A 19,236-nucleotide genomic window follows, 5' to 3' on the forward strand; every position below is an offset into this window, starting at 1 on the left:
GCCGAAGGGGAGGGTGCGGCGTTGTGTGATGTCGAGGGTTTCGGCGTTGATGGCGAGTTCGCCGGTGCCGTGATGGTCGGCGATGGTGAAGTAGACGCTGCCGTCGCTCTCCTCGACGGCGGTGTTGCCGCCGCCGAGGTCGGTGTAGCGGGTGGCGCGCACTTCCGTGGCGCCCTCGTCGAGGGTGACTTCGGTGCCGCCCAGGTAGAGGGTGGTCTCGGTCGGGGAGCGTGAGATGAGGCGGTTGCCGTCGGCGTCGTAGAGGTAGGAGGTGACGGAGCCGTCGGCTTCCTCAACGGAGGCGAGTCGGCCTTCGGGGTCCCAGGTCAGTTCTTGCGTGTCGCCGCCGATCTGGCGGCTGGTGGTGTTCCCGGCCTGGTCGTAGTCGTACTCCTCAAGCGAGGTCACCCCCGGGGCCTCCTGGGTCACAGAGGTGACCGTGTGCGGCTGAGGCGTCCCGGGCTCGGGGTAGGTGTAGGTGCGGCTGGTGTCCTGTTCGTGGAGGGTCTCGGTCAGGCGGTTGCCGACCAGGTCGTAGGTGTAGGAGTGCCAGTAAGGAGCGGGCCCCCCGACGGCAGAGTCGGAGGGGGTGGTCGCGCAGTCGGTGGTGGGTTGGGACCAGGCTTCGGTGATGCGTCGCTGGTAGTCGTACTGGAAGCACTGGACATCGGTGCCGGTGCGGGAGGTGTCCGCGATGGACAGGACGTTGCCTGCCTCGTCGTAGGAGTAGACCGCGCTGCGGTCTATGCCGGGCCTGTCCTGGCGCGAGACCCGTGTGGTGGCCAGGCGTTGGGTGCCCCACTCGTAGGTGTTGGTCACCCAGGTCGCCGGGGTCCCCACCCCTTGGCTGAGGGTGTACTGCTCGGGTTTGCCGGTCAGCGTGTAGGTGACCTTCGCGTCATACTCGACGCTGAAGGTGTTGGACAGCCACAGGGTCCGGTCGTCGTAGCTGTAGGTGGCGCCACCTCCGGGAAGACCGCCGATCGCCGGGACGCTGACGCCCATCACCAAGCCGGCCTCGTTGTACGTGGTCGCGGCCTGATGACTCCCCGCCAACTCGCCCTCGGAGGACGGGATCACCACCCGGGTCCTGGTAGGCCGATAGAGAGCGTCATACACCTGGATCTCGTTGACGTACGCCTGGCCCTGATCCCCATAGCGGACCGAGCGCGCCAGCTGCCCCTCAGAACGCGAGACCGTGTCATAAACCCACTCAGCGCGCAGCCGTCCGGTGGCCGAGCTCTCCCGGAGCTGGGTCTGTCGGCCGAGGTTGTCGTAGACGTAGGCGAGAGTGACGCCACGAGCGTTGGTCCGGCTGGTGAGCTCACCCCGATCGTTGTAGGCACTGGAGGTACGCCCAGCATCAGGATCCGTGGCCTCGACGGTGCGCCCGAGGAGGTCGTAGGTGTAGGTCCACTGGTTGCCGGCGGGGTCGGTGAGGGTGTCGAGTTGGCCGGCGGGTGTGTAGGTGTAACGCGTGGCGTCGTAAGCGGCGGTGGCCGAACGCTGGTGGTGCTGGCGGAGTTCGGTGGTCTGGCCTCGGGCGTCGAACAGCGTGGTGGTGGCGGTGGCGCCGACCGGTGGGATGACGGTGGTGCGATCGCCGTGATGACTGGTGCGGGTGGTCCCCAGAACGTCGCCGCCGTCGCCGTTGCCCGCGACCTGACGGGCCTCGATCTCGCGACCGAGGGAGTCGTAGGTGTGCCAGCTCTGACTCTCGACCATCAGGGCGTCGTCCGGTTCGAAGACGCTCTGCTGAGGTGAGCCGGTGGCGTAGTAGGTGGCGAACGTCTTGGTGACCAGGCCGCGTTCGTCGTAGAAGGTGTCCGCCACAAGGCGGCCGTTGTTGGGGCCGGGCGACTGGATCTGACGTTCGCGAAGGAAGCCGTCGTAGAGGGTGATGTTCGAGACCCGTTGTATGCCGTTGGTGTCGAGGGTGTGGGTGGTGACGGCTACCGGCTGGTCCTCGGTGATGCGGTAGGTGAACTCGTAGGTCGGATACCAGGTCGTGTATCGGTTGGGCAGCCAGACGCGCCAGGTGCGGCCGAAGGCGTCGTTGCTGATGTTGGTGATCCGGCCGTTGGTGTCGGTGATCGAGGTGGGAACAGCCCGTCGCACGTCGAAGCTCGTGGTGGTGGTCTGCGCGGTGCTGGGAGTGGCGGGGTTGGCGGGTGGGGTGGTCTCGGTGACCTGGGTGGCGAACCCTGTGGTGGGGCTGTAGGCCGTGGTCGTGGTACGGCTGTCGTCGCGGGCGGTGCGGGTGAGGGTGGAGCCGGTGACGGTGACGTTGGCCGTCAGCTCGGTGACGGTGAGACCACGCCCGTAAGCGTCGTAGGTGGCGCCGGACTCCAGGTAGCGGGCCGTGGTGCCGTCGTGTTCCTTGATGGTGGCGGTGCGGGTGACGAGCCCTGCGGTGGGTGCCTGGCCGTAGTCGCGTCCGTCGTAGGCGTACCGGACGTCGGAGATGACGTCCTCGGCGCGGTTGGGGGTGGCGTCGCAGGCGACGGCGACCGTCTCCTCGCGCGCGGCGAGGGTGAGGATGCTGCCGCCGGCGTAGGTGGTGCGGGTGCAGCGATCGTCGGCCGTGGTGGCAGTGTCGCCGAGGTCGTTGACCTGGGTGGGGCGGCCGGCGACCGTGTCGTGCGCGGTGTCCACGCGGGTGCTGCGCCAGCGTACGCCGGCTCCGTCGTCGAGCGAGGTCCAGGTGGAGACGCGTGCCTCGCCGGTGAAGTTGGCGGTGATGTCGCCCCAGGAACGTTCGTCGCGGGCGGTCTCGTGGTGCCAGGGGCGGGAGACCGACTTCTCCAGGATCGAGCCGCCGACCCCGTCGTATACCGCGGTGCGGTAGGCGAAGCCCTGGTAGGCCGGATGGTCGGTGATCGGGTCACCTTCACCATCCGGGAGGGTGACGGTGACGGACCTGGTGCCACCACTCGGGTCGCGCCGGTCGCCGTGCATGCCCCGGAGGAAGTAGGTGTCCTCCTGGCTGATCATGCCCCCGTCGCCCTGGCCGCCAGTCTGGACACGGACGTGGCCGTAGCCGCGCCACTGCGACCACGTCTTCTCCGACTCGGGAACAAGGCCGTTGTCGTCGTCGTAGTGCCAGGCGGCGTCATCGAGGTACTGGTAGCGGGTGACCTGGTCGGGAGCGCCGCCGGTGCGGTCGGTGGCGGTCACGGAGGTGACGACGAACTTGTTGAACCATTCCAGGTCCGGGTCCTCGTTGACGCCGCCCCCGATGTACTGGGGGAAGCATCGGCTGGTGTTGGACTGGGGTGTGGGGAGGGCGTCGAACGAGCAGGTGGGTTCCGAGTAGCCGACGTCGAGTCGCCCGCCGACCTCGTCGGTGATGGTGGCCAGTCGTTCCTTGACGAACGGCGCGTATCCGTCGCCGATGCGGTCCAGGCGGTTGGGGAGTTGTGCGTAAGTGAAGCTGGTACGCGGGAGGGTAAGGGTTGGCGACGAGGTCGGGCCGGTGTGCCCGGTGCGTTGAATGCTCTCCAGCAGCAGTTGGTAGTCGACGTCCGCCTGGCCCCACCGGTGGGTGAGGGACCAGGAGTCCACGGTCCTGACCGCACTACCTTCGCGGACGATGGTCGTGATGCCGGTGAGGCGGTTCCGGGTCCAGAACGAGGGAGAGAAGCGGCCGGCGTCGCACTGGGTACCAGAATCGCAGTTGAGGTCCCACGGGGTGTCGTACCAGTAGGGCTCGTTGGCGTCGATGGCGGACGCGGCGCAGTCGACGCCGGTCTGTGGCAGGCAGCGGGGGCCGCTGGTGAAGTCGACGCTGGCGAGGGGCTGTTGGTTGTAGAGGTTGCCGTTGTCGCGCAGGCCGTAGTCGATCCGATCGATGGCGCCGCCACGGATGTAACGGGTATCGGCGTCCGGGTCCAGGAAGCGGCCGTAGTAGTTGGCCTCGGTGTCGTAGTAGTAGGCAATGGCGTTGCCGAGCGGGTCGACGACGTAGTCGAGGTTCCAGCGCCAGGCCTGGTCGCACCAGGAGGCCGCCAGGGTGGAGGCGTGGCACTCCTCGCCGTCGTCGTTGCCGAAGACGGGCACGGTCCACACCGAGTCGGTGGTCTCGTTGCCGCTGGCCCAGCCGGGGAGGCGGTGGTAGCCGAAGTAGTAGCGGGTGCCGTCCGGGGAGGTTAGCTCCCAGTACTCGTTGTCGTTGTCGCCGTTGGCGCGCTCGCTCGACGTCAGGCGGCGGATGCGGGTGCCGTCGTCCTGCTGGAACTTCCACTCGCCGTCGCCGACGGGGACGAGCTCTCCGGCCTGTCCGTTGAAGGAGATGAAGGCGTTGTCGTACTCCCAGCACAGGTCGCCCACGGTCTGGCCGTTGGCGTTCTCCACGCCTTCCTCGGCGCAGGACTGATACCGGCGTTCGATGTATCCCGGCCAGAGGTCGAATCCGTCGCCGATCCAGGACGCCTGGTTGTTGGTGTTGCCGGTGCGGCCATCGATGGAGCCGGAGGAGTACGAGATACCGACGTTCGGGACGAGGCCGCCGGGGACGTCGGGCACCGCGATGGGGTAGGACCAGGTGAAGTCTCCGGTGTTCAGTCCGACTTCCCACGTGCTGGAAGCCGACAGCGGTGTGGCGGTGTAGTCGCTGCCCATGCTCTCCTCGTCTGCCGCCGCGGCGAGCACGAGTGGCTGGGCGGCGTCGAGGGCGACGGCCTGGGCGGTGAGGGTCTGCTGCTCAGTGTCATTGACGGTCCCCAGCGGCACGCGTTCGCGGCACTCGGGCTCATCAGGCGTCTCCAAGGCGCAGGCAGGCAGCTGGTGGAGGGTGAGGCGGGCGCCGTAGCCGCCACCGTAGGCCTCGGCGAAGGCACCGTAGCCGAGCCGGACATCGACAGGCTGCTCGTCGGTTCCGGCCCACGCGGGGTCAGACTGCTGTTCCACGGTAAAGAGGACGCCGTCGACCCCGGCCGCCTCCGTTGCCGCCCGGTCCATAACGGTGACCTCGGCGGCCACGTCCTGGCTATGGAGCAGCGGTGCCGGGCCCGCGTCGGCCTGCAACCAGATCGGGAGGTCTCCGGCACGCGTGGCGAAGGTAGAACCGGTGGACAACCGGACATCGACCGGCCCGGGTTCGGGCCAGGTGGCGCGGGGTGGTTCTTCTGGGACGCTGGGTGTGTCCGCCGTCGGGCGTTCGCGAACGGCGATTCCGTCACTGCCGTCCACCGGCTCCTCGGACCGGGGTGCCTCCGGCTCCTCATCCCCCGCGGCGACGGCCGACGGGAACGAGACAGCCTGGAGTAGGCTCCCCACCATCAGGGCGGCCAAGCCGAGTCCAAGGCGCCGGCGCCACGCACGCACACCGCTTCGCTGGGCTTTCCCGTTCATCGCGTGTCTCAGTCCCTCACTCGCCTTGGCGTGCATGTCGGATGCTGATCGGTCGGAACGCGATCGCGCGTCGTCACCGTGGATTGGGAAGCTCGGTCGGAATGTCGGAGAACCGGGAGGCCAGCCATGCCACCTGGTCTCCGGTCAACGCCCCCTGGAAGGCCCAGAGGTCGTCGATCGCTCCTGGCCAGTACTCGTGCCATGTACTGCCAGAGCGTGCACGGCCCACCTGAAGTGACTGGTTTGCCTGGAAGGTGACGACGTTTTCGGCCCACGACACCGAGCCGCAGGAGTCGCTGTTCTCGTCCAGGCAGGCGACTTCCTGGAGCAGCCCGTTCACGTAGAGGCGCGCTTGGCGGCGGAAGCCGTCGTAGACCAGGGCGAGGTGGTTCCAGTCACGCACGTCAAGGAACTGGCTGTTCCCGATCCTGATCACCGACGCCCCTGTGGTGTCGGCGTCCGGCAGCACGATCTGGTACTGGCCCCAGCCCTCGAGCTCCGCGTCCGGTTGGAAGCGGACCGAGAACGCGCTGTTGTTCGTGCCCGGGCTGCTCACCACCGTCGCGCCGCCACTCGGGGCAGCGGCCGCCTGCGCCCAACCCGTGACGGAGAAACTTCTGGATGTGTCGATGGGGAGGGTGTCGGTGCTCGCGTAGTCGTCGACACCGTCCAACGTCAGGGAGTTGTAGTCCACCCAACCAGGCCCGATTTCGGCGCCGCCACCGAGGGCCAGGGGGTTCGCGGAAGCGGAGGCGTCGGGCGTCGTTCCTGAGGTGGTGGTTTCGAACTGCCAGCGGCCGGTGATGCGAGGGCTCTGGGTGAAGAGTTGGCGGACTTCCTCGGTGGAGGTCACGCGGTCGAAGACGCGCAGGTCGTCGATCTGGCCTTCGAGTGGGACGATCAGGCCGTCGGTGTGGTGGTCGGCGGCGCCGATGGTGAAGCGGCCGTCTGCGTTCCAGCGGTCGGTGAAGGGGGCGCTGCCCGCCAGTTCGCCGTTGACGTAGATCCGCAGTTGTCCGGCGTCGAGGTCGTGGACGCCGACGACATGGGTCCAGGTGCCGAGGCCGGCCGCCGCGCAGTTGGGGCTCGTCGAGGCGCACGGTGACTCGCTGGCCTGGACGAGGGTGCCGGTGCCGTCGCCCGCGGTCCAGCGGCGCATCGACCAGCCGCGGCCATTGGGCGCGTGGACGAGGGCGAAGCCCCAGTCGACGTCGGCCGTCTGCGCTGCCACGACCATGGTCTGGTTGGGCTTGTCGCTCGGCAGGTTGACCCAGGCGGCGACGGCGAAGGACTGGTAGGTGTCGAGGACCGGCTGGGTGGTGGCCGCGACGCCGTTGGTGGTGCCGTCGAAGCTCGCGGCCCTGCCGATCACGCCCTCGGCACCGAACGTCACACCGCTGCCGGCGGCCGCCTGCACCGCCTGACCGTGGCCCTCGACACTGGTCGCGCCAGCCGCCTCCTCGAAGGACCAGACCGCCAGGGCCGGCCGACCATCAGAGGAGATGGGGAGCTGTTCGGCGAGTGCGCTGACCTGGCTATCGCTGAGGCCGTAGTCGTGGAACCGCACCTCGTCGAGGTCGCCGTTGAAGAACTGGCTCGCCGTGCTTCCGGCCAGGCGGGCACCGATGGCGGTGGCGCCACGCGCCTCCCAGCCAGTGAAGTTGAGCGACGCGGAGCCGATGCGCTGGCCGTCGACATAGAGCACGATCTCGCTGGTCGGGAAGCGAACGACGCCGGCGACATGCGTCCAACGCCCCAGCGGTGCGGCGGTGTTCTGCCGCACACGGGCGACAGGGGCGCTGCTGGCGTCGGAGTTGGACAGGTTGAAGGACCACCCCCCGGTGCCCGGGTCGACGGAGAGCCGGAACGCGTCGGTGTTGTTGGCCGCCTGCGATGCGGCAGTACCGGTGGTGGTGATCCCGGACTCCGGGAGTCGTGCCCACAGCGACACGGTGAAGCTCTTGGAGGTGTCGAGGACCGGGGTCACCGTGCGGGCGTGTCCGCTGGTGCCGCCCAGATGAAGCCCCGTGCCACTCATGCCCTCACCCCCAAGGCCGGCATCGCCGGTAAGGGGCGCGGGCCAGGGCTCGCCCTCACCCTGTGCGGCGGTGGCACCGGCCTGCTCGTCCAGGCCCCACACCATGCGCTCTGGCGTGCCGGCGCGAACCCGGAAGATATAGGTACGCTCCTCGGAGGCGTTGCCGGCGGTGTCCAGCGCCCGGACGTACAGGACGTTGTCCCCCGGCTGGTCGGGGAGCAGTCGCACGGTGCGGGCGGCTCCACCAGTAGTGGAGACGTCCTGATAGGCGGTCGCCTGGTCGCCGGAGGCGAAGCGGTAGCGGTATTGGGTGACGTCCGTTGCCGTGGAGTCGAACGTGAAGTTGCCGTACTTGCCCACACCGTCACGCCAGGGATCGTTCGGGTCTGCCGGGTTGGACGCCGGATACTCCGGCGAGCTGACCGTCGGCGCGGCCGGGACACTGGTGTTGTAGACGAAATGGCACAGCTGCGGACTACCGCTGGAAGACCAGGGCGAGTAATGCTCACCGTCGTAGGTTCGGGCCTCCCAGCCCACACGGCCATCACGAGGCAGGTTGCTCGGCAGATCCACCGCGAAGCTGGAACCGGATGCCTTGTCGCTGGTCAATCCGGAGTTCCAGCGCACCACGTTGCCCTGGCCATCGCCCGTGTCCCAGAAAGCGCGGAACTGCACCGCCACCCGATCCCCGTCCGGGTCAGTGACGTTGGTGGCGTAGACCTGGCCGCGCGTACGGACCTGGGCCGGGCTGTTCGACGGCTGGCAAGGCCCGCCGTACTCCATCTTCAGTTGGGAGGTGCGGATCTGCGGCGGCGGGCGGTTGTACAAGACACGGATGTACGCGGAGTCGGCAAACCGCTTCCAGGTGTACTCATCCGACTCCTGACTGGCAGGCGCCCGCACACCGAGAGTGAGCTGGGACCATGCGCGGTCGGCCGCGTCCTGAACGGCGTCACGGATGTCGAACTCAGCGTCCCGCGCGCCACAGCCCTCGTAGCCATAGGCGAACGAGCGAGTGTCGAGATGCTCACTCCAGAAACCGGAAGCCGTCTGAGTGTTCCACGTAGTACCGGAGTTGATGCCGTTGGTACGCCACACCTCGACATCGCGGGCGGTGCAGGACGCGGACCACACGTTGCGGACCACGAACTCGGCCTCGACGATCTCCGTCCCCGCGTAGCGCGACGTAGGAAACTGGTAGAACAGCCGCTTCAGATCCTGCGGCTGACAGTACGCCCAACCGCAAAAGCCCATCCCGGCATTGTTCTCGCCGTTGAACTTCCACTGCGGAGAGCTGCTCCAATAACGGGAGACCATCGTCCAAGACGTGGCACGCGGCGAGTACCACTGCGGATCGATATAAACCGGGTACTGCGTGTCGGCACCACGCAGGATCTCGGGATCAGGAGTGAGGGAAAGCGCCGTGTCGGTAACCTCCACACCCACGCGCCCCTGCCGCCCCGAGTCGCCCACCGCAGGCTCGATCGGTCCGTCGAGTTCATCAACCTCGGTCGTCCGAGCCATGGCCTGGGCGGCGGCACCGGTACTGGAGTCCCACATCAACGGCGCGGGAGCCTCGAAGACAGCGTTCCCGGCACCCTCGTCAATAGCCGCGACACCGCCGTCGGAGGTCACCTCGACGTCCATGCCCTGCGCGTCGAGACCGAGGACCAACTCGGACAGAGCCTCACTGTGCGCCGCGTCCTCCGTGTTGACCACGAGGAGCTGGATGAAGCCCTCGGGCGCAGCCCCCATGCGCAAGTCCACGTCGGGCAGCACGTCGCGATAGACGGCCTCCGTGCCGTCCAGCTCGGGCACGGGCAAGGCCCCGGGCCAGTGAAGCTCCAGAGAGCGGCCCGCACGGGACATCCGCACCAGCGGATCGTCGGTACCACCGCCGGAGAAAGCCAGGTCGACAGTGGCCACAGCCGGAGCGACCATGCCGTCCCCGGTCGGAGCCAGCGCCGTGTCGATCGCCCGCCACTCACCATCCACACGGGCACGCACCGGACGCAGATACTCACGCGCCTCCAACGAACCGTCCGGCTGAGCGAAGACATCACTCGACTCGCCACGCAGCGACAACACCTCAACAGGCTCGCCCGTGCGACGCGCCTCGACGAGCGCCTCGCCCTCGGAAGCGGCGCCGATCTCGGTCGTCGAATCGGTCGCGGATACCGTGGCCGGCTGACCGGCACGTGACGCCGGTTGCTCCGCCACGGCCGGACCGGTCGTTCCCGCCAGCAGGCCAGCCATGATGGCCAGGCCCGCCGCGCAGGACACAGCGGCGCGCATCCCCACCCAACCCCCTCCACAAGTCCCCGCCGATGAGGGGAAATCGCGGAGATCGTAAGAGCGCACTCACGGGGCCGTCTACACACACAAATTCGGACAATGCCCATGACGCGTGATCAGCTGCGCCAAACACCCTTCGAGGGTGGACACTCAGCGGCAATCCGCAGCCGCTGCAGATCGGTTGAGCGGCAAGCGAGACAAGGGCGCGACCGGTTCCGCGACCCAGGAGTGATGTTCGCCACATCGAAGTGAAGTTTCGCGCAGGTTCCAGGTGAACGAACAGGCCGAGGATCGGGACGAATTAGGCGATGAATTCACACCGGGTCTTGGGAGGAAATCGGCGTGGGAAATCGCATGATGACGCGGGTCGATATCCGCGAAAAGTAATCCGGCCACATCGTCCAGGCCAGCCCCCATCGACCGCACCACCAATTTTTTCACTAAAGATCCCGCATATGGTTGGCGGTAAGGCCTCGGACTTTCGATCGCTGATCACGGTCGTGTGGTGGGGAACGCGATTCGTACAGCGATCATCCATGACCAAGGGGATCACGACTCTGTCGGGCGAGGTGATCGCTGCACTCGTCGCCGATGTAGACCCCTTGCCGCATGAACGGCACCGGGCCAGGCTTACGTCCCTCAAGCATCAGCGAGCCGAACGCTTCCAGCTGCGCCTTGCTGGTGACGGTGCGGGCCGCGCGCAGGGTGACGCCTCACATCCGGCAGATCCACCGCCGTTCAGGCGCGAGCTCCGGACCATATCCGCCGTTACCGCAGGGCTCCCGTCCACCAGAGACGCCTTCGCACCCCCGTCAACCCGTCTTGCCCGTCCCGCTGAGGAATCTGGGTAGATTCGCAGGGGGCCGGGAGCGGGTAGCGCCGCAGAAAACCGGCCGTCCACTGTCGACCACAGAAGCAGGAACACGCCAAATGACGGCCGCACCCCCTTTGCCCGAATGTGAAGAAGTAAGCAAAAGCACGCCTCCCGCCAGATAAAGCCGCAGGTCACGAACTCTGCTCCCCGCACCCGCGGGGCTGTTCCCAGGTCCGCCGCTCGCGCCCCCGACCCTGGACCCTGCTCCCCGCACCCGCGGGGCTGTTCCCTCCCCAGGGGGGCGCGCGTAGAGCGCCAGAGGCTGCTCCCCGCACCTGCGGGGCTGTTCCCGGGCCCGGTCCCGGGGCCGGGTGAACGTACGGCTGCTCCCCGCACCCGCAGGGCTGTTCCCGGGCTTGCCCTGTTTGACGACGTCGACGAGTTCTGCTCCCCGCACCTGCGGGGTTGTTCCCCACTTGACCACGGGTGCCCATGCGTCATCGTTCCGCTCCCCGCGCCTGCGGCGCTGTTCTCCGGGGTTCGTGCTGTGGGCCCGGACACGATGCCAATGGCGATCCAGGAAGCCACAGCCTGCCGGTATTAGGACGGCAGTTCCAACAAATCGTTGATCAGTGACAGCATGGTTCCTTACGGTGTTGGAACGCCATCACCGGACCTCGGTCCATAGTGGGAGCCTCTTCGGTCCGTCCTGGGCCTCCACCCTCGACCAGCGCCTGGTTCTTGAGGAGCACGGGGTCGTGTTCCACGGCGACGACGGCTCGGTGCTGGACTTTCCTCGCCCGATCCCCCATGAGCCGGTGCTTCCGGTCGAGGGCCCTCGCTGGCAGCTGCTGTGGAGCGGCGAGCCCGGTACGCCTATGACGCTGCGGCAGGGGGAGAGCGGGCGCACGCTGCACTTCGCGCCCGTGGCCGGTCGGTCCGCGGCGGAGTTGCCGCTCACCGCGGTCACCGACCGCAACGGCAACCGCGTTCGGGTGGAGTACGACGAGGACGGCCTGCCCTCCGCTGTCGTCCATGATGGCGGCTACCGCGTGGGAGTGAGCACCGCCGACGGCCGAATAAGCGAGCTCCGGCTGCTCAGCGCGTCTGACCAGCCCACCCTGCTGCGGTATGCCTACGACGAACGCGGCAACCTCTCCGAGATCCACAACTCCTCGGAGGCACCGCTGCGGCTCTCCTATGACGCGCGGCGTCGCATCACCGGATGGCAGGACCGCAACGGGGTCTGGTACCGCTACACGTACGACGACGCCGGACGCTGTGTCGCCACCGAGGGCATGGACGGCTACCTCTCCAGCACCATTCGCTACGACGCGGAGAACTACCGCACGACCTTCACGGACTCGCTGGGTCACACCTCCGTCTTCCAGTTCAACGACTGCTACCAGCTGATCGCCGAGACGGACCCACTGGGACACACCGCACGCCGGGAGTGGGATCTACGACCGGCTGCTGTCGACCACCGATCCGCTGGGACGCGCCACGCGGTACGACTACGATGCCGCCGGCCGTCTCGTCGCCGTGACCCGGCCGGACGGGGTCCGCGTCACCTACTCTCACGACCAGCGTGGCCTGCCCGTCGCGATCACCGATCCGGCGGGCCAGACGTGGCGGCAGAGTTACGACTCGGTGGGCAACCGGTCGGCGTTGGTCGATCCGCTCGGGGCCGAGACGCGGTACGAGTATGACGAGCGCGGTCATCTCACCGCGATCACCGACCCGTTGGGCAATGTCACGCGGTTCGTCTGCAACCCGGCAGGGCGCCCGGTGTCCATCACGAGGCCGACCGGCGAGGAGTACCGCTTCGAGCACGACGCCTTCGGGCGCGTCGCCCGGGCCATCGATCCGCTCGGCGCCGTCACGCGTTTCTCGTGGACGCTCGAAGGCAAGCCGATGCGCCGGGTCGATCCACAAGGAGGCGTCCAGGCCTGGACGTGGGACGGCGAGGGCAACTGCCTCACGCACGTCAACGAGAACGGCGACGTCACGAGGTTCGAGTACATCTTCGACCAACTCAGTGCGCGAGCCGACCCGGACGGCGCCCGTCACGCGTTCATCCACGACACCGAGCTGCGGTTGACCAAGGTCGTCGGGCCGCGCGAGCTCACCTGGACCTACGAACTCGACGCGGCGGGACGGGTCCTCGCCGAAGAGGACTTCGACGGCCGCTGCGTCAGCTACGCGTATGACGCCGCCGGCGGACTGGTCGAGCGCACCAACGCCGCGGGACAGACGGTGACCTACACGCGCGACGCCCTCGGCCTGACCACGGAGAAGATCGCCGACGGTGCGACGACTCGTTTCGAGCATGGCGCGACCGGCCGTCTCCTGCGCGCCGTGGAGGAGGGCGCGGAGGTCTCCTTCACCTACGACGCCGTCGGACGTCTGCTGTCCGAAGTCTGCGACGGGCGCGCGGTCTCCCACGCGTACGACGCCGCGGGCCGCCAGGTCTCCCGCGTCACACCGTCCGGGCTCGCCAGCGCCCAGAGCTACGACGCCGCCGGCCGTCGAACCGCGCTCCAGGTCGCCGGACACACCCTGTCCTTCGCCTACGACCCGGCCGGCCGCGAACTCGGCCAACACATAGACACCGGCGTGGTCATAGCCCAGCAGTGGGACCTCGCGGGCCACCTCACCGAGAAGTCGGTGACCAGCCACGGACAGCCCCTGACGGGCCTGCGCTACAGCTACCGCCCCGACCACTTCGTCGCCGCCCAGACCGACCTGTTCGACGGCACCACACACTTCGACCTCGACCAGGTCGGACGCGTCACCACGGCCCGGCGCGACAACTGGTCCGAGACCTACCGGTACGACCCACTCGGCAACCAGACCGACGCCCAGTGGGGGCCCCCGGACCGGAATGCTCCCGACGCCACCGGGGAACGGCACTACACCGGAACTCGCGTCACCAGGGCCGGCAACATCCGATACACCTACGACGCCGCCGGCCGCGTCGTACTGCGTCAGAAGATCCGCCTCGCCCGCAAGCCCGACACCTGGCGCTACCACTGGGACGCCGAGGACCGCCTGCGCTCCGTGATCACCCCGGACGGCACGCGCTGGACCTACACCTACGACGCGCTCGGGCGCCGGACCGCCAAGCAACGCTGGGACGAGGCGGAAACGTCGTCGAGCAGACGCTGTTCACCTGGTCCGGGGCAACCCTCGTCGAGCAGACCACCACCTCCCCGAACAGCACCACGCCAGCGGTCACCAGTTGGAACTACAACGGCACGCACCCCGTCGCCCAGACCGAGACCACCCCCGCGGCCGAAGCCTCACAGCAGGAGATCGACCGACGCTTCTACAGCATCGTCACCGACCTCGTCGGCACACCGACCGAACTCGTCGACGAGCACGGCGACATCGCCTGGCGGCGACGCACCACGCTCTGGGGCATCACGCGCGACGAACCCGGAGGGCACGCCGGGACCCCGTTACGCTTCCCCGGCCAGTACGAGGACCCCGAAACCGGCTGGCACTACAACGTCCACCGCTACTACGACCCGCTCACCGCGCGATACGCCAGCCCCGACCCGCTCGGCCTCGACCCGGCACCGAACCACTACGCGTACGTCCGTAACCCCCTCACCTGGACCGACCTCCTCGGCCTCACCCCCTGCTCGCCGGGCACCGTCGACGACGCCATGCTCGCCCTGAACCGCGCCGAGGAACTCCAGGCCGTCCGCAACGACTACTTCCTCGCCGACATCAGGGGCACCACCGCCGTCATCGGGGTCTTCAACACCCGCACCCAGCAGTACACCGTCCGCCTCGGCATCAACGGCCCCGGAGCCATGCCGGCTTCCTGGACCCTGCGGCCCGGCGAGGAATTCGTCCAAGCCGCCGGACACGCCGAGGAAGGTATCATCAGGAGCCTCGGGCCCGACGAAATACCGGTCTTCGGAGCCGCCTCACGGAATTTCTGCAACGACATCTGCCTGGAACTCATCAACACCCGCGATGTCCAAGTAGGCGGCGCGGGAATCCGCGGCCACGCAGAACAGAACTCCCCCTACACGCTGTTCTGGTCCATCGACGACTGACGAGGAACGCATGACCACGCGCATCTCGATCACCCATGAGCTGCCGGACGCGGCACCAGAGACCTACGTCGCGTTCTGCGCCGCATGCGCGGAGCGCCTCGGCGCCGTCTACCGCCTCCTCAGCGCCCCGGACGAGCGAGAGTGGTTCGACGAGCTGCTCGACCTCGGCTGGCGAGCCGCCGCGGGCGAGGACGTCGACGAAGAATGCGTCGACATCCTGGAATCCACCGACCTCGAAGCAGTCATGGGTGAAGACCAGGCAGAGCAGAGCTTCTACACCGGCCAGGCCCTGGCCCTCGCCCTCAACACCCTGGCCGTTCACCTACGCTTGGACGTGAACAAGGTGGAGCTGTCCGGACAGACCACACAGAGCCTGCTCTCCGACTTCGATTTCGAACTCGCGGGCGCCACCCCGCGCACCACCGCATTCGGCGAACAACCGACACCCCCAGGCCCCTTGCATGCCTTGGAAATCGAGGAACAACAAGAATTCCTGCGACGCGCCACAGCAGGCATTCCCCTGGACCTGAACGAGCTGCGGAACGCCGCACGGCGAACGTCCGAGCGGATCGCAGAAGCGCTGCCGGCCCTCGCGGACCGGAAGGACTGGGAGCTCGCCTGACCGGCACCGCGCGCTCAACGGCCGTGCGCCAGAGCGGCTCGAAGGTACGCGGTGCCTCGTTGGTGCGCTGCTCGGCCTGGGTAGCCTGGCGAGGTGGGAGTCCGTGCTGGTGAACGGTGGCGATCGGGAGGCGTTGGTGGGGCGTGACATGCGGGACCACTACCAACGACTCGCCGGCGCGTATGACGACAACTGGGCCTACAGCCCCGCGTTCGTGGGGTGGATGTCCGGCCAGATCGCCGAGGCGCTCTCCCTGACGGCGGACGATCGCATCGCCGACATCGGGTGCGGCACAGGCTTGTTCGCCAAGCGCATCGCGTCAACGCTTCGTCCCCGTCACCGGATGCTGTGTGTGGATCCGGCGCCGGCGATGCTGGCCCAGCTGGGGGACGACGCCGAGCGTCTCCTGCCGCTGGTGGCGTCGGCCGAGGACATCGCGGAGCGGAAGGTGTCCCTGCCGTACGACGCGCTGGACGCGATGTGGTTGAAGGAGTCGGTCCATCACGTCAAGGATCCGGCGAGGACGTTGACGGGTCTGGCCGAACTGCTGGCCCCGGGAGGCAGGCTGCTGGTCGCCATGCTGCCGACCACCATCGAGTACCCGCTGTTCGCCGAGGCGTTGCGGAGGTATGAGGCCCTCCAGCCCGACCCCGCCCGTATCGCCGAGCACCTGGCCGACGCGGGTCTGCGGACCACTCTCGGCCATGTCGAGCACGAGCTGCGTCTGGACACGGAGCGGTACCTCGCCATGGTCCGGGCGCGCTACATGTCGGTGTTGTCGACGTTCAGCGATGCGGAGATCGAGGCCGGGATCGCCGAGATTCGGGCGCGTCATCCCGGGCGGGAAGTGGTCTTTCCCGACCGGTTCGCCTTCGTCCTCGGCGTCCGCGACGCCTCCGTCACCGGCGAGGGGGAGTCGTGACGGCCCCCGTTGACGAGCGGTTGCGTCGCTTACGCGAGGAGCTGGACGATCATTCGCGGGTCGCCGAGCGTCTCGGAATCGATCTGGAGCGGCCGTTACGGTCGCTGGGTGACGGCTATCCGGAGAACGCGATCGCTCTGGTCGGCAAGATCACCGAGAAGCTGCTCAAGCAGCTGTGGCGCCACCACGACGTTCCCGGGGACCCGTCGGGGCGGATGCTGAGCGAGCTGATCAAGGGATGCCGCCCGCACATCCGCAGCACGGCGGTGATCGACGCGCTGACGGACATCCAGCGGCTGCGCAACCGTTCCACCCACGACGGCTACGAGATCGCCGAGGAGGACGGCCTGCAGGCGGTGCGTCGCCTGGTCGACGTCCTGGCCTGGTTCACCAGCACGGCCAGTGCCGCGCTGACCGGGGACGACCCACGCATGGAGCCGGAGGTCGCCCGCCGCGTGGAGTTCCTGGCCGGCCTCTACCTGACCCTGGGCTACCGGGTCGCCAAGCGCTTCGTGCTGTCGCCGCGAACCGCCTACCAGCTCTTCTGCCGGGAGTCAGGCGTCCGCCTCGAGTACGTCGAAGTCCTGCTGTCCAAGGACGCGGACGAGCTGGGCGAGGTGTTGGAGAGCACCGGCGGGGAGTTGCTGCGCACGCGTCTGCCCAAGCTGACCCGGTTCGTCATCCTCGACGACGCCACCGACCCGGTTCCTCCACTGCTGGGGCAGGACTACCGGATCGTGGGCTACGACCGCTTCATCGACACCATCGTCGACCTCGAGACCCACCTGGCCTCCTGCGCCACCGTCGCGCCCGAGCTGCCGCGCCAGCGGCTCCCCCTGCCTGGTGCGCTGCTCACGAGCGACCCGCGCACTGGCGAGAGCGCGCTGACCGAGGTGGACGATGCCGCCTCGCTCCTCAGCCAGCTGATCCATCAGTCGAACAACGTCCTGGTCATCGGCCGGCCCGGCAGCGGCAAGAGCACCCTTCTGCGCGGCCTGATCAACTACGCCGCACCCGCCACGCGCCGGTTCCGGTTCTACTTCGACCTGAGCCTGAAGTCCGCGGACGAGACGTTCCCCGAGTACGTCGCCCGCGTCCTCGGCCCGTGTGTGCCGGGGGAACGCGCCCGCGCCTTCGAGCTGTTCCTCTACCTGATCCGCTCCGGCTCTGCCCTGTGCGTGCTCGACGCCGTCGACGAGGCGGTGGACGAGCCCAGCGCGGCCGGTTTCCTCCGCCTGTTCGCGGACCTGGCCACCGTGCTGTCCGCCGAGTCCTGTGTCGTCATGAGCTCCCGAGTGTCGTTCCTCGCCGACTCCCCGCAGATTAGGCGCCTGCTCGACTCCTCCAGCGCGATCTCGGAGCAGCTCGTCGAGCAGATGTACGCCAACGGCGTCGACCCCGGGCGCGTACCCCGCTTCAACGTCCTCCGTCTGACCGACGCCGATACGCGCACTCCACTGGAACGCCACCTCCACACCACCCTCGGGCGTGATGCGTCGTTCGCCGAACTCCTCTCCACCCACATCGACCAGGTCCTCACCGACGCCGGCCTCCCCCACCTCGCGGAGGCGCTCACCACCACCGGCGGCCGGGCCTTCGTGGAGAACCGCGCCGTCTTCCCCCTCCTCGACCTGCACAACGCCCTCTCCCCGCAGGTCTTCCGCGACGGCCGCATCACCCCCGACGCCTTCCGCCTCGCGCCCCTCTTCCGTGTGGCCGGTGACGAGACGGCGCTGGCCTTCCGCCACTCCGCCTACCAGGAACTCCTCGCCACCCACTACCTCGCCACCCCCACCGGCCTCGAACAGGCCGCCGACCTGCCCGACGGCGCCTACCTCACCGAGCAGGTCCGCGCCTTCCTCGCCGACCCCACCAGCGGCGCCCATCCCTCCCCCAGCGACGACTGCGTCCTGCCCGCCGGCGTGTATCTCGTCGGCCCAGCCGAGCGCCTCCTCCTACGCCGCGTCACCCGCCCGGTCCGCTTCGATCAACACCCCGTCACCGTGGCCCGCTACCGCCAGTTCCTCAACGCCCTGCGCCCTGACGGCACGTCCGACTGGGACCACCCCGACCAACCCGCCGGCACCAGCCACGCCCCCTGGACCGGGCGGCTCCGCGTCCCGGACTACTACGACGACCCCCACTACGACGACCACCCAGCGATCTGCGTGACCTGGTGGGCCGCCTACGCCTTCGCCTCCTTCGAAGGCAAACGCCTGCCCACCTCCCTGGAATGGGAAGCAGCCGCCCGCGGCACCGATGGACGCCTCTTCCCCTGGGGCGACACCCCCGACCTGGCCGCGGTGAACTGCGCGGACACCTGGGCCGGCCGTCCTCTGGTCACCTACCAGGCCTGCAAAGAGGAGTTTGACCGCGGCGGCCTCGGGGACGCCTGGGTCACCTCCGTCCACGACCGCCCCACCAACCGCTCCCCCTACGGCGTCGCCGACATGGTCGGCAACGTCTGGGAATGGACCGCCACCCAGGTCAGCACTCCACGGGACGAGGCCGTCATCTGCGGCGGCGCCTACGACAACCCGCTGCGCGCGGCTCAGGCCAGTGCCAAAGCCCTCTACGGCCGCGCCCGAGCCAGCAACGCCGTCGGCTTCCGCTGCGTCGAAGACCTCCAGGAGCGACCACGATGACGTCGGCCGCAGATCTCCCCCACTTCGGCACCGTCGTCGACCGCCGCCCCCACGGTGGCGGCATCCACGGCCGCGCCAGCAGCTACGTCGTCCAGGACGAAGCCGACGGTCGCCACTACACCTTCGACTACACCCACATCGTCACCGAGGGCTTCCGCACCCTCCACACCGGCGAACGCGTCCGCTTCCACGTCTCCCCCACCGACGCCTGGCGCGCCGAGTTCGTCATCCGACTCGACCAACCCGACCCCGAGGTGTTCTACGAGTGAGGCGACCACGCCCCTCCACCACCGGCATCCGCCAACTCACCGCCGTCGTCGTCCCCGTGCACCTCCCAGCCAATCCGCCCTGGCCGACCGGCCCCCTGCCCTTCGCCCACGGCCAGCGCCGCACCACCAGCGACACCCGCCGCACCTACTTCACCCCGGCCGCCGCCCGCGTCCTCTACGGCACACCCGAACGCCCCGTCCGCTGGCAC

The 19,236-nt window shown here is 68.4% G+C and carries 9 protein-coding genes, 1 pseudogene and 1 CRISPR repeat array; of the genes and pseudogenes, 8 read left to right on the forward strand and 2 right to left on the reverse strand.

What is annotated here, in order from left to right; translation table 11 throughout:
• Together E1265_RS16990 and E1265_RS16995 are read right to left on the reverse strand one after the other, a co-directional pair.
• Nucleotides 1-4,908, reverse strand: a 4,908-nt coding sequence (locus E1265_RS16990) for a sugar-binding protein (RefSeq protein ID WP_243740868.1), incomplete at its 3' end; no start/stop codon positions are given.
• Nucleotides 4,909-5,425: 517 nt separating this feature from the next.
• Entirely contained in the window at nt 5,426-9,685 is a 4,260-nt protein-coding gene (locus E1265_RS16995) for a LamG-like jellyroll fold domain-containing protein (RefSeq protein ID WP_243740870.1), read from the reverse strand.
• A gap of 1,014 nt (nt 9,686-10,699) precedes the next feature.
• Nucleotides 10,700-11,033: direct repeats of the CRISPR family, unit length 29 nt; unit sequence CTGCTCCCCGCACCCGCGGGGCTGTTCCC.
• A gap of 119 nt (nt 11,034-11,152) precedes the next feature.
• Between E1265_RS16995 and E1265_RS17000 the strand changes: the two genes are divergently transcribed.
• The 8 genes and pseudogenes from E1265_RS17000 to E1265_RS17035 form a co-directional block, all read left to right on the forward strand.
• A complete protein-coding gene (locus E1265_RS17000) occupies nt 11,153-12,208 on the forward strand; it encodes a DUF6531 domain-containing protein (RefSeq protein WP_279571438.1) in 1,056 nt (351 codons plus the stop codon).
• Nucleotides 12,150-14,183: a hypothetical protein gene (locus E1265_RS39145; protein ID WP_279571439.1), complete on the forward strand. Its 2,034-nt coding sequence runs from the start codon at nt 12,150-12,152 to the stop codon at nt 14,181-14,183. The genes E1265_RS17000 and E1265_RS39145 overlap by 59 nt, the downstream gene beginning before the upstream one ends.
• The gene (locus tag E1265_RS39155; protein WP_243740871.1) at nt 14,171-14,569 is read left to right on the forward strand and encodes a hypothetical protein; all 399 of its coding nucleotides are present in this window, start codon (nt 14,171-14,173) and stop codon (nt 14,567-14,569) included. The genes E1265_RS39145 and E1265_RS39155 overlap by 13 nt, the downstream gene beginning before the upstream one ends.
• 10 nt (nt 14,570-14,579) lie before the next feature.
• The gene (locus E1265_RS17015) at nt 14,580-15,191 is read left to right on the forward strand and encodes a hypothetical protein (RefSeq protein WP_132931163.1); all 612 of its coding nucleotides are present in this window, start codon (nt 14,580-14,582) and stop codon (nt 15,189-15,191) included.
• Between the two features lie 103 nt (nt 15,192-15,294).
• Nucleotides 15,295-16,113 (forward strand): class I SAM-dependent methyltransferase, encoded by an 819-nt coding sequence (locus E1265_RS17020; protein WP_243740869.1) that lies wholly within the window; start codon nt 15,295-15,297, stop codon nt 16,111-16,113.
• Nucleotides 16,110-18,758 (forward strand): SUMF1/EgtB/PvdO family nonheme iron enzyme, encoded by a 2,649-nt coding sequence (locus E1265_RS17025; RefSeq protein WP_132931164.1) that lies wholly within the window; start codon nt 16,110-16,112, stop codon nt 18,756-18,758. The genes E1265_RS17020 and E1265_RS17025 overlap by 4 nt, the downstream gene beginning before the upstream one ends.
• On the forward strand, nt 18,755-19,027 hold the full coding sequence (locus tag E1265_RS17030; RefSeq protein ID WP_132931165.1) for a hypothetical protein: 273 nt from the start codon (nt 18,755-18,757) through the stop codon (nt 19,025-19,027). The genes E1265_RS17025 and E1265_RS17030 overlap by 4 nt, the downstream gene beginning before the upstream one ends.
• Nucleotides 19,024-19,236, forward strand: a pseudogene (locus tag E1265_RS17035) (hypothetical protein); the annotation flags it as partial. The gene E1265_RS17030 and the pseudogene E1265_RS17035, both read left to right, overlap by 4 nt.

The organism is Streptomyces sp. 8K308 (genome assembly GCF_004348315.1).
In the GTDB taxonomy this organism is placed as follows: domain Bacteria; phylum Actinomycetota; class Actinomycetes; order Streptomycetales; family Streptomycetaceae; genus Streptomyces.

Bases quoted from the DNA above. Each gene is read 5' to 3' on its own strand.
- E1265_RS16995 (WP_243740870.1), bottom strand. From the start codon at position 9,685: ATGCGCGCCGCTGTGTCCTGCGCGGCGGGCCTGGCCATCATGGCTGGC.
- E1265_RS39155 (WP_243740871.1), top strand. From the start codon at position 14,171: ATGCTCGCCCTGAACCGCGCCGAGGAACTCCAGGCCGTCCGCAACGAC.
- E1265_RS17015 (WP_132931163.1), top strand. From the start codon at position 14,580: ATGACCACGCGCATCTCGATCACCCATGAGCTGCCGGACGCGGCACCA.
- E1265_RS17030 (WP_132931165.1), top strand. From the start codon at position 18,755: ATGACGTCGGCCGCAGATCTCCCCCACTTCGGCACCGTCGTCGACCGC.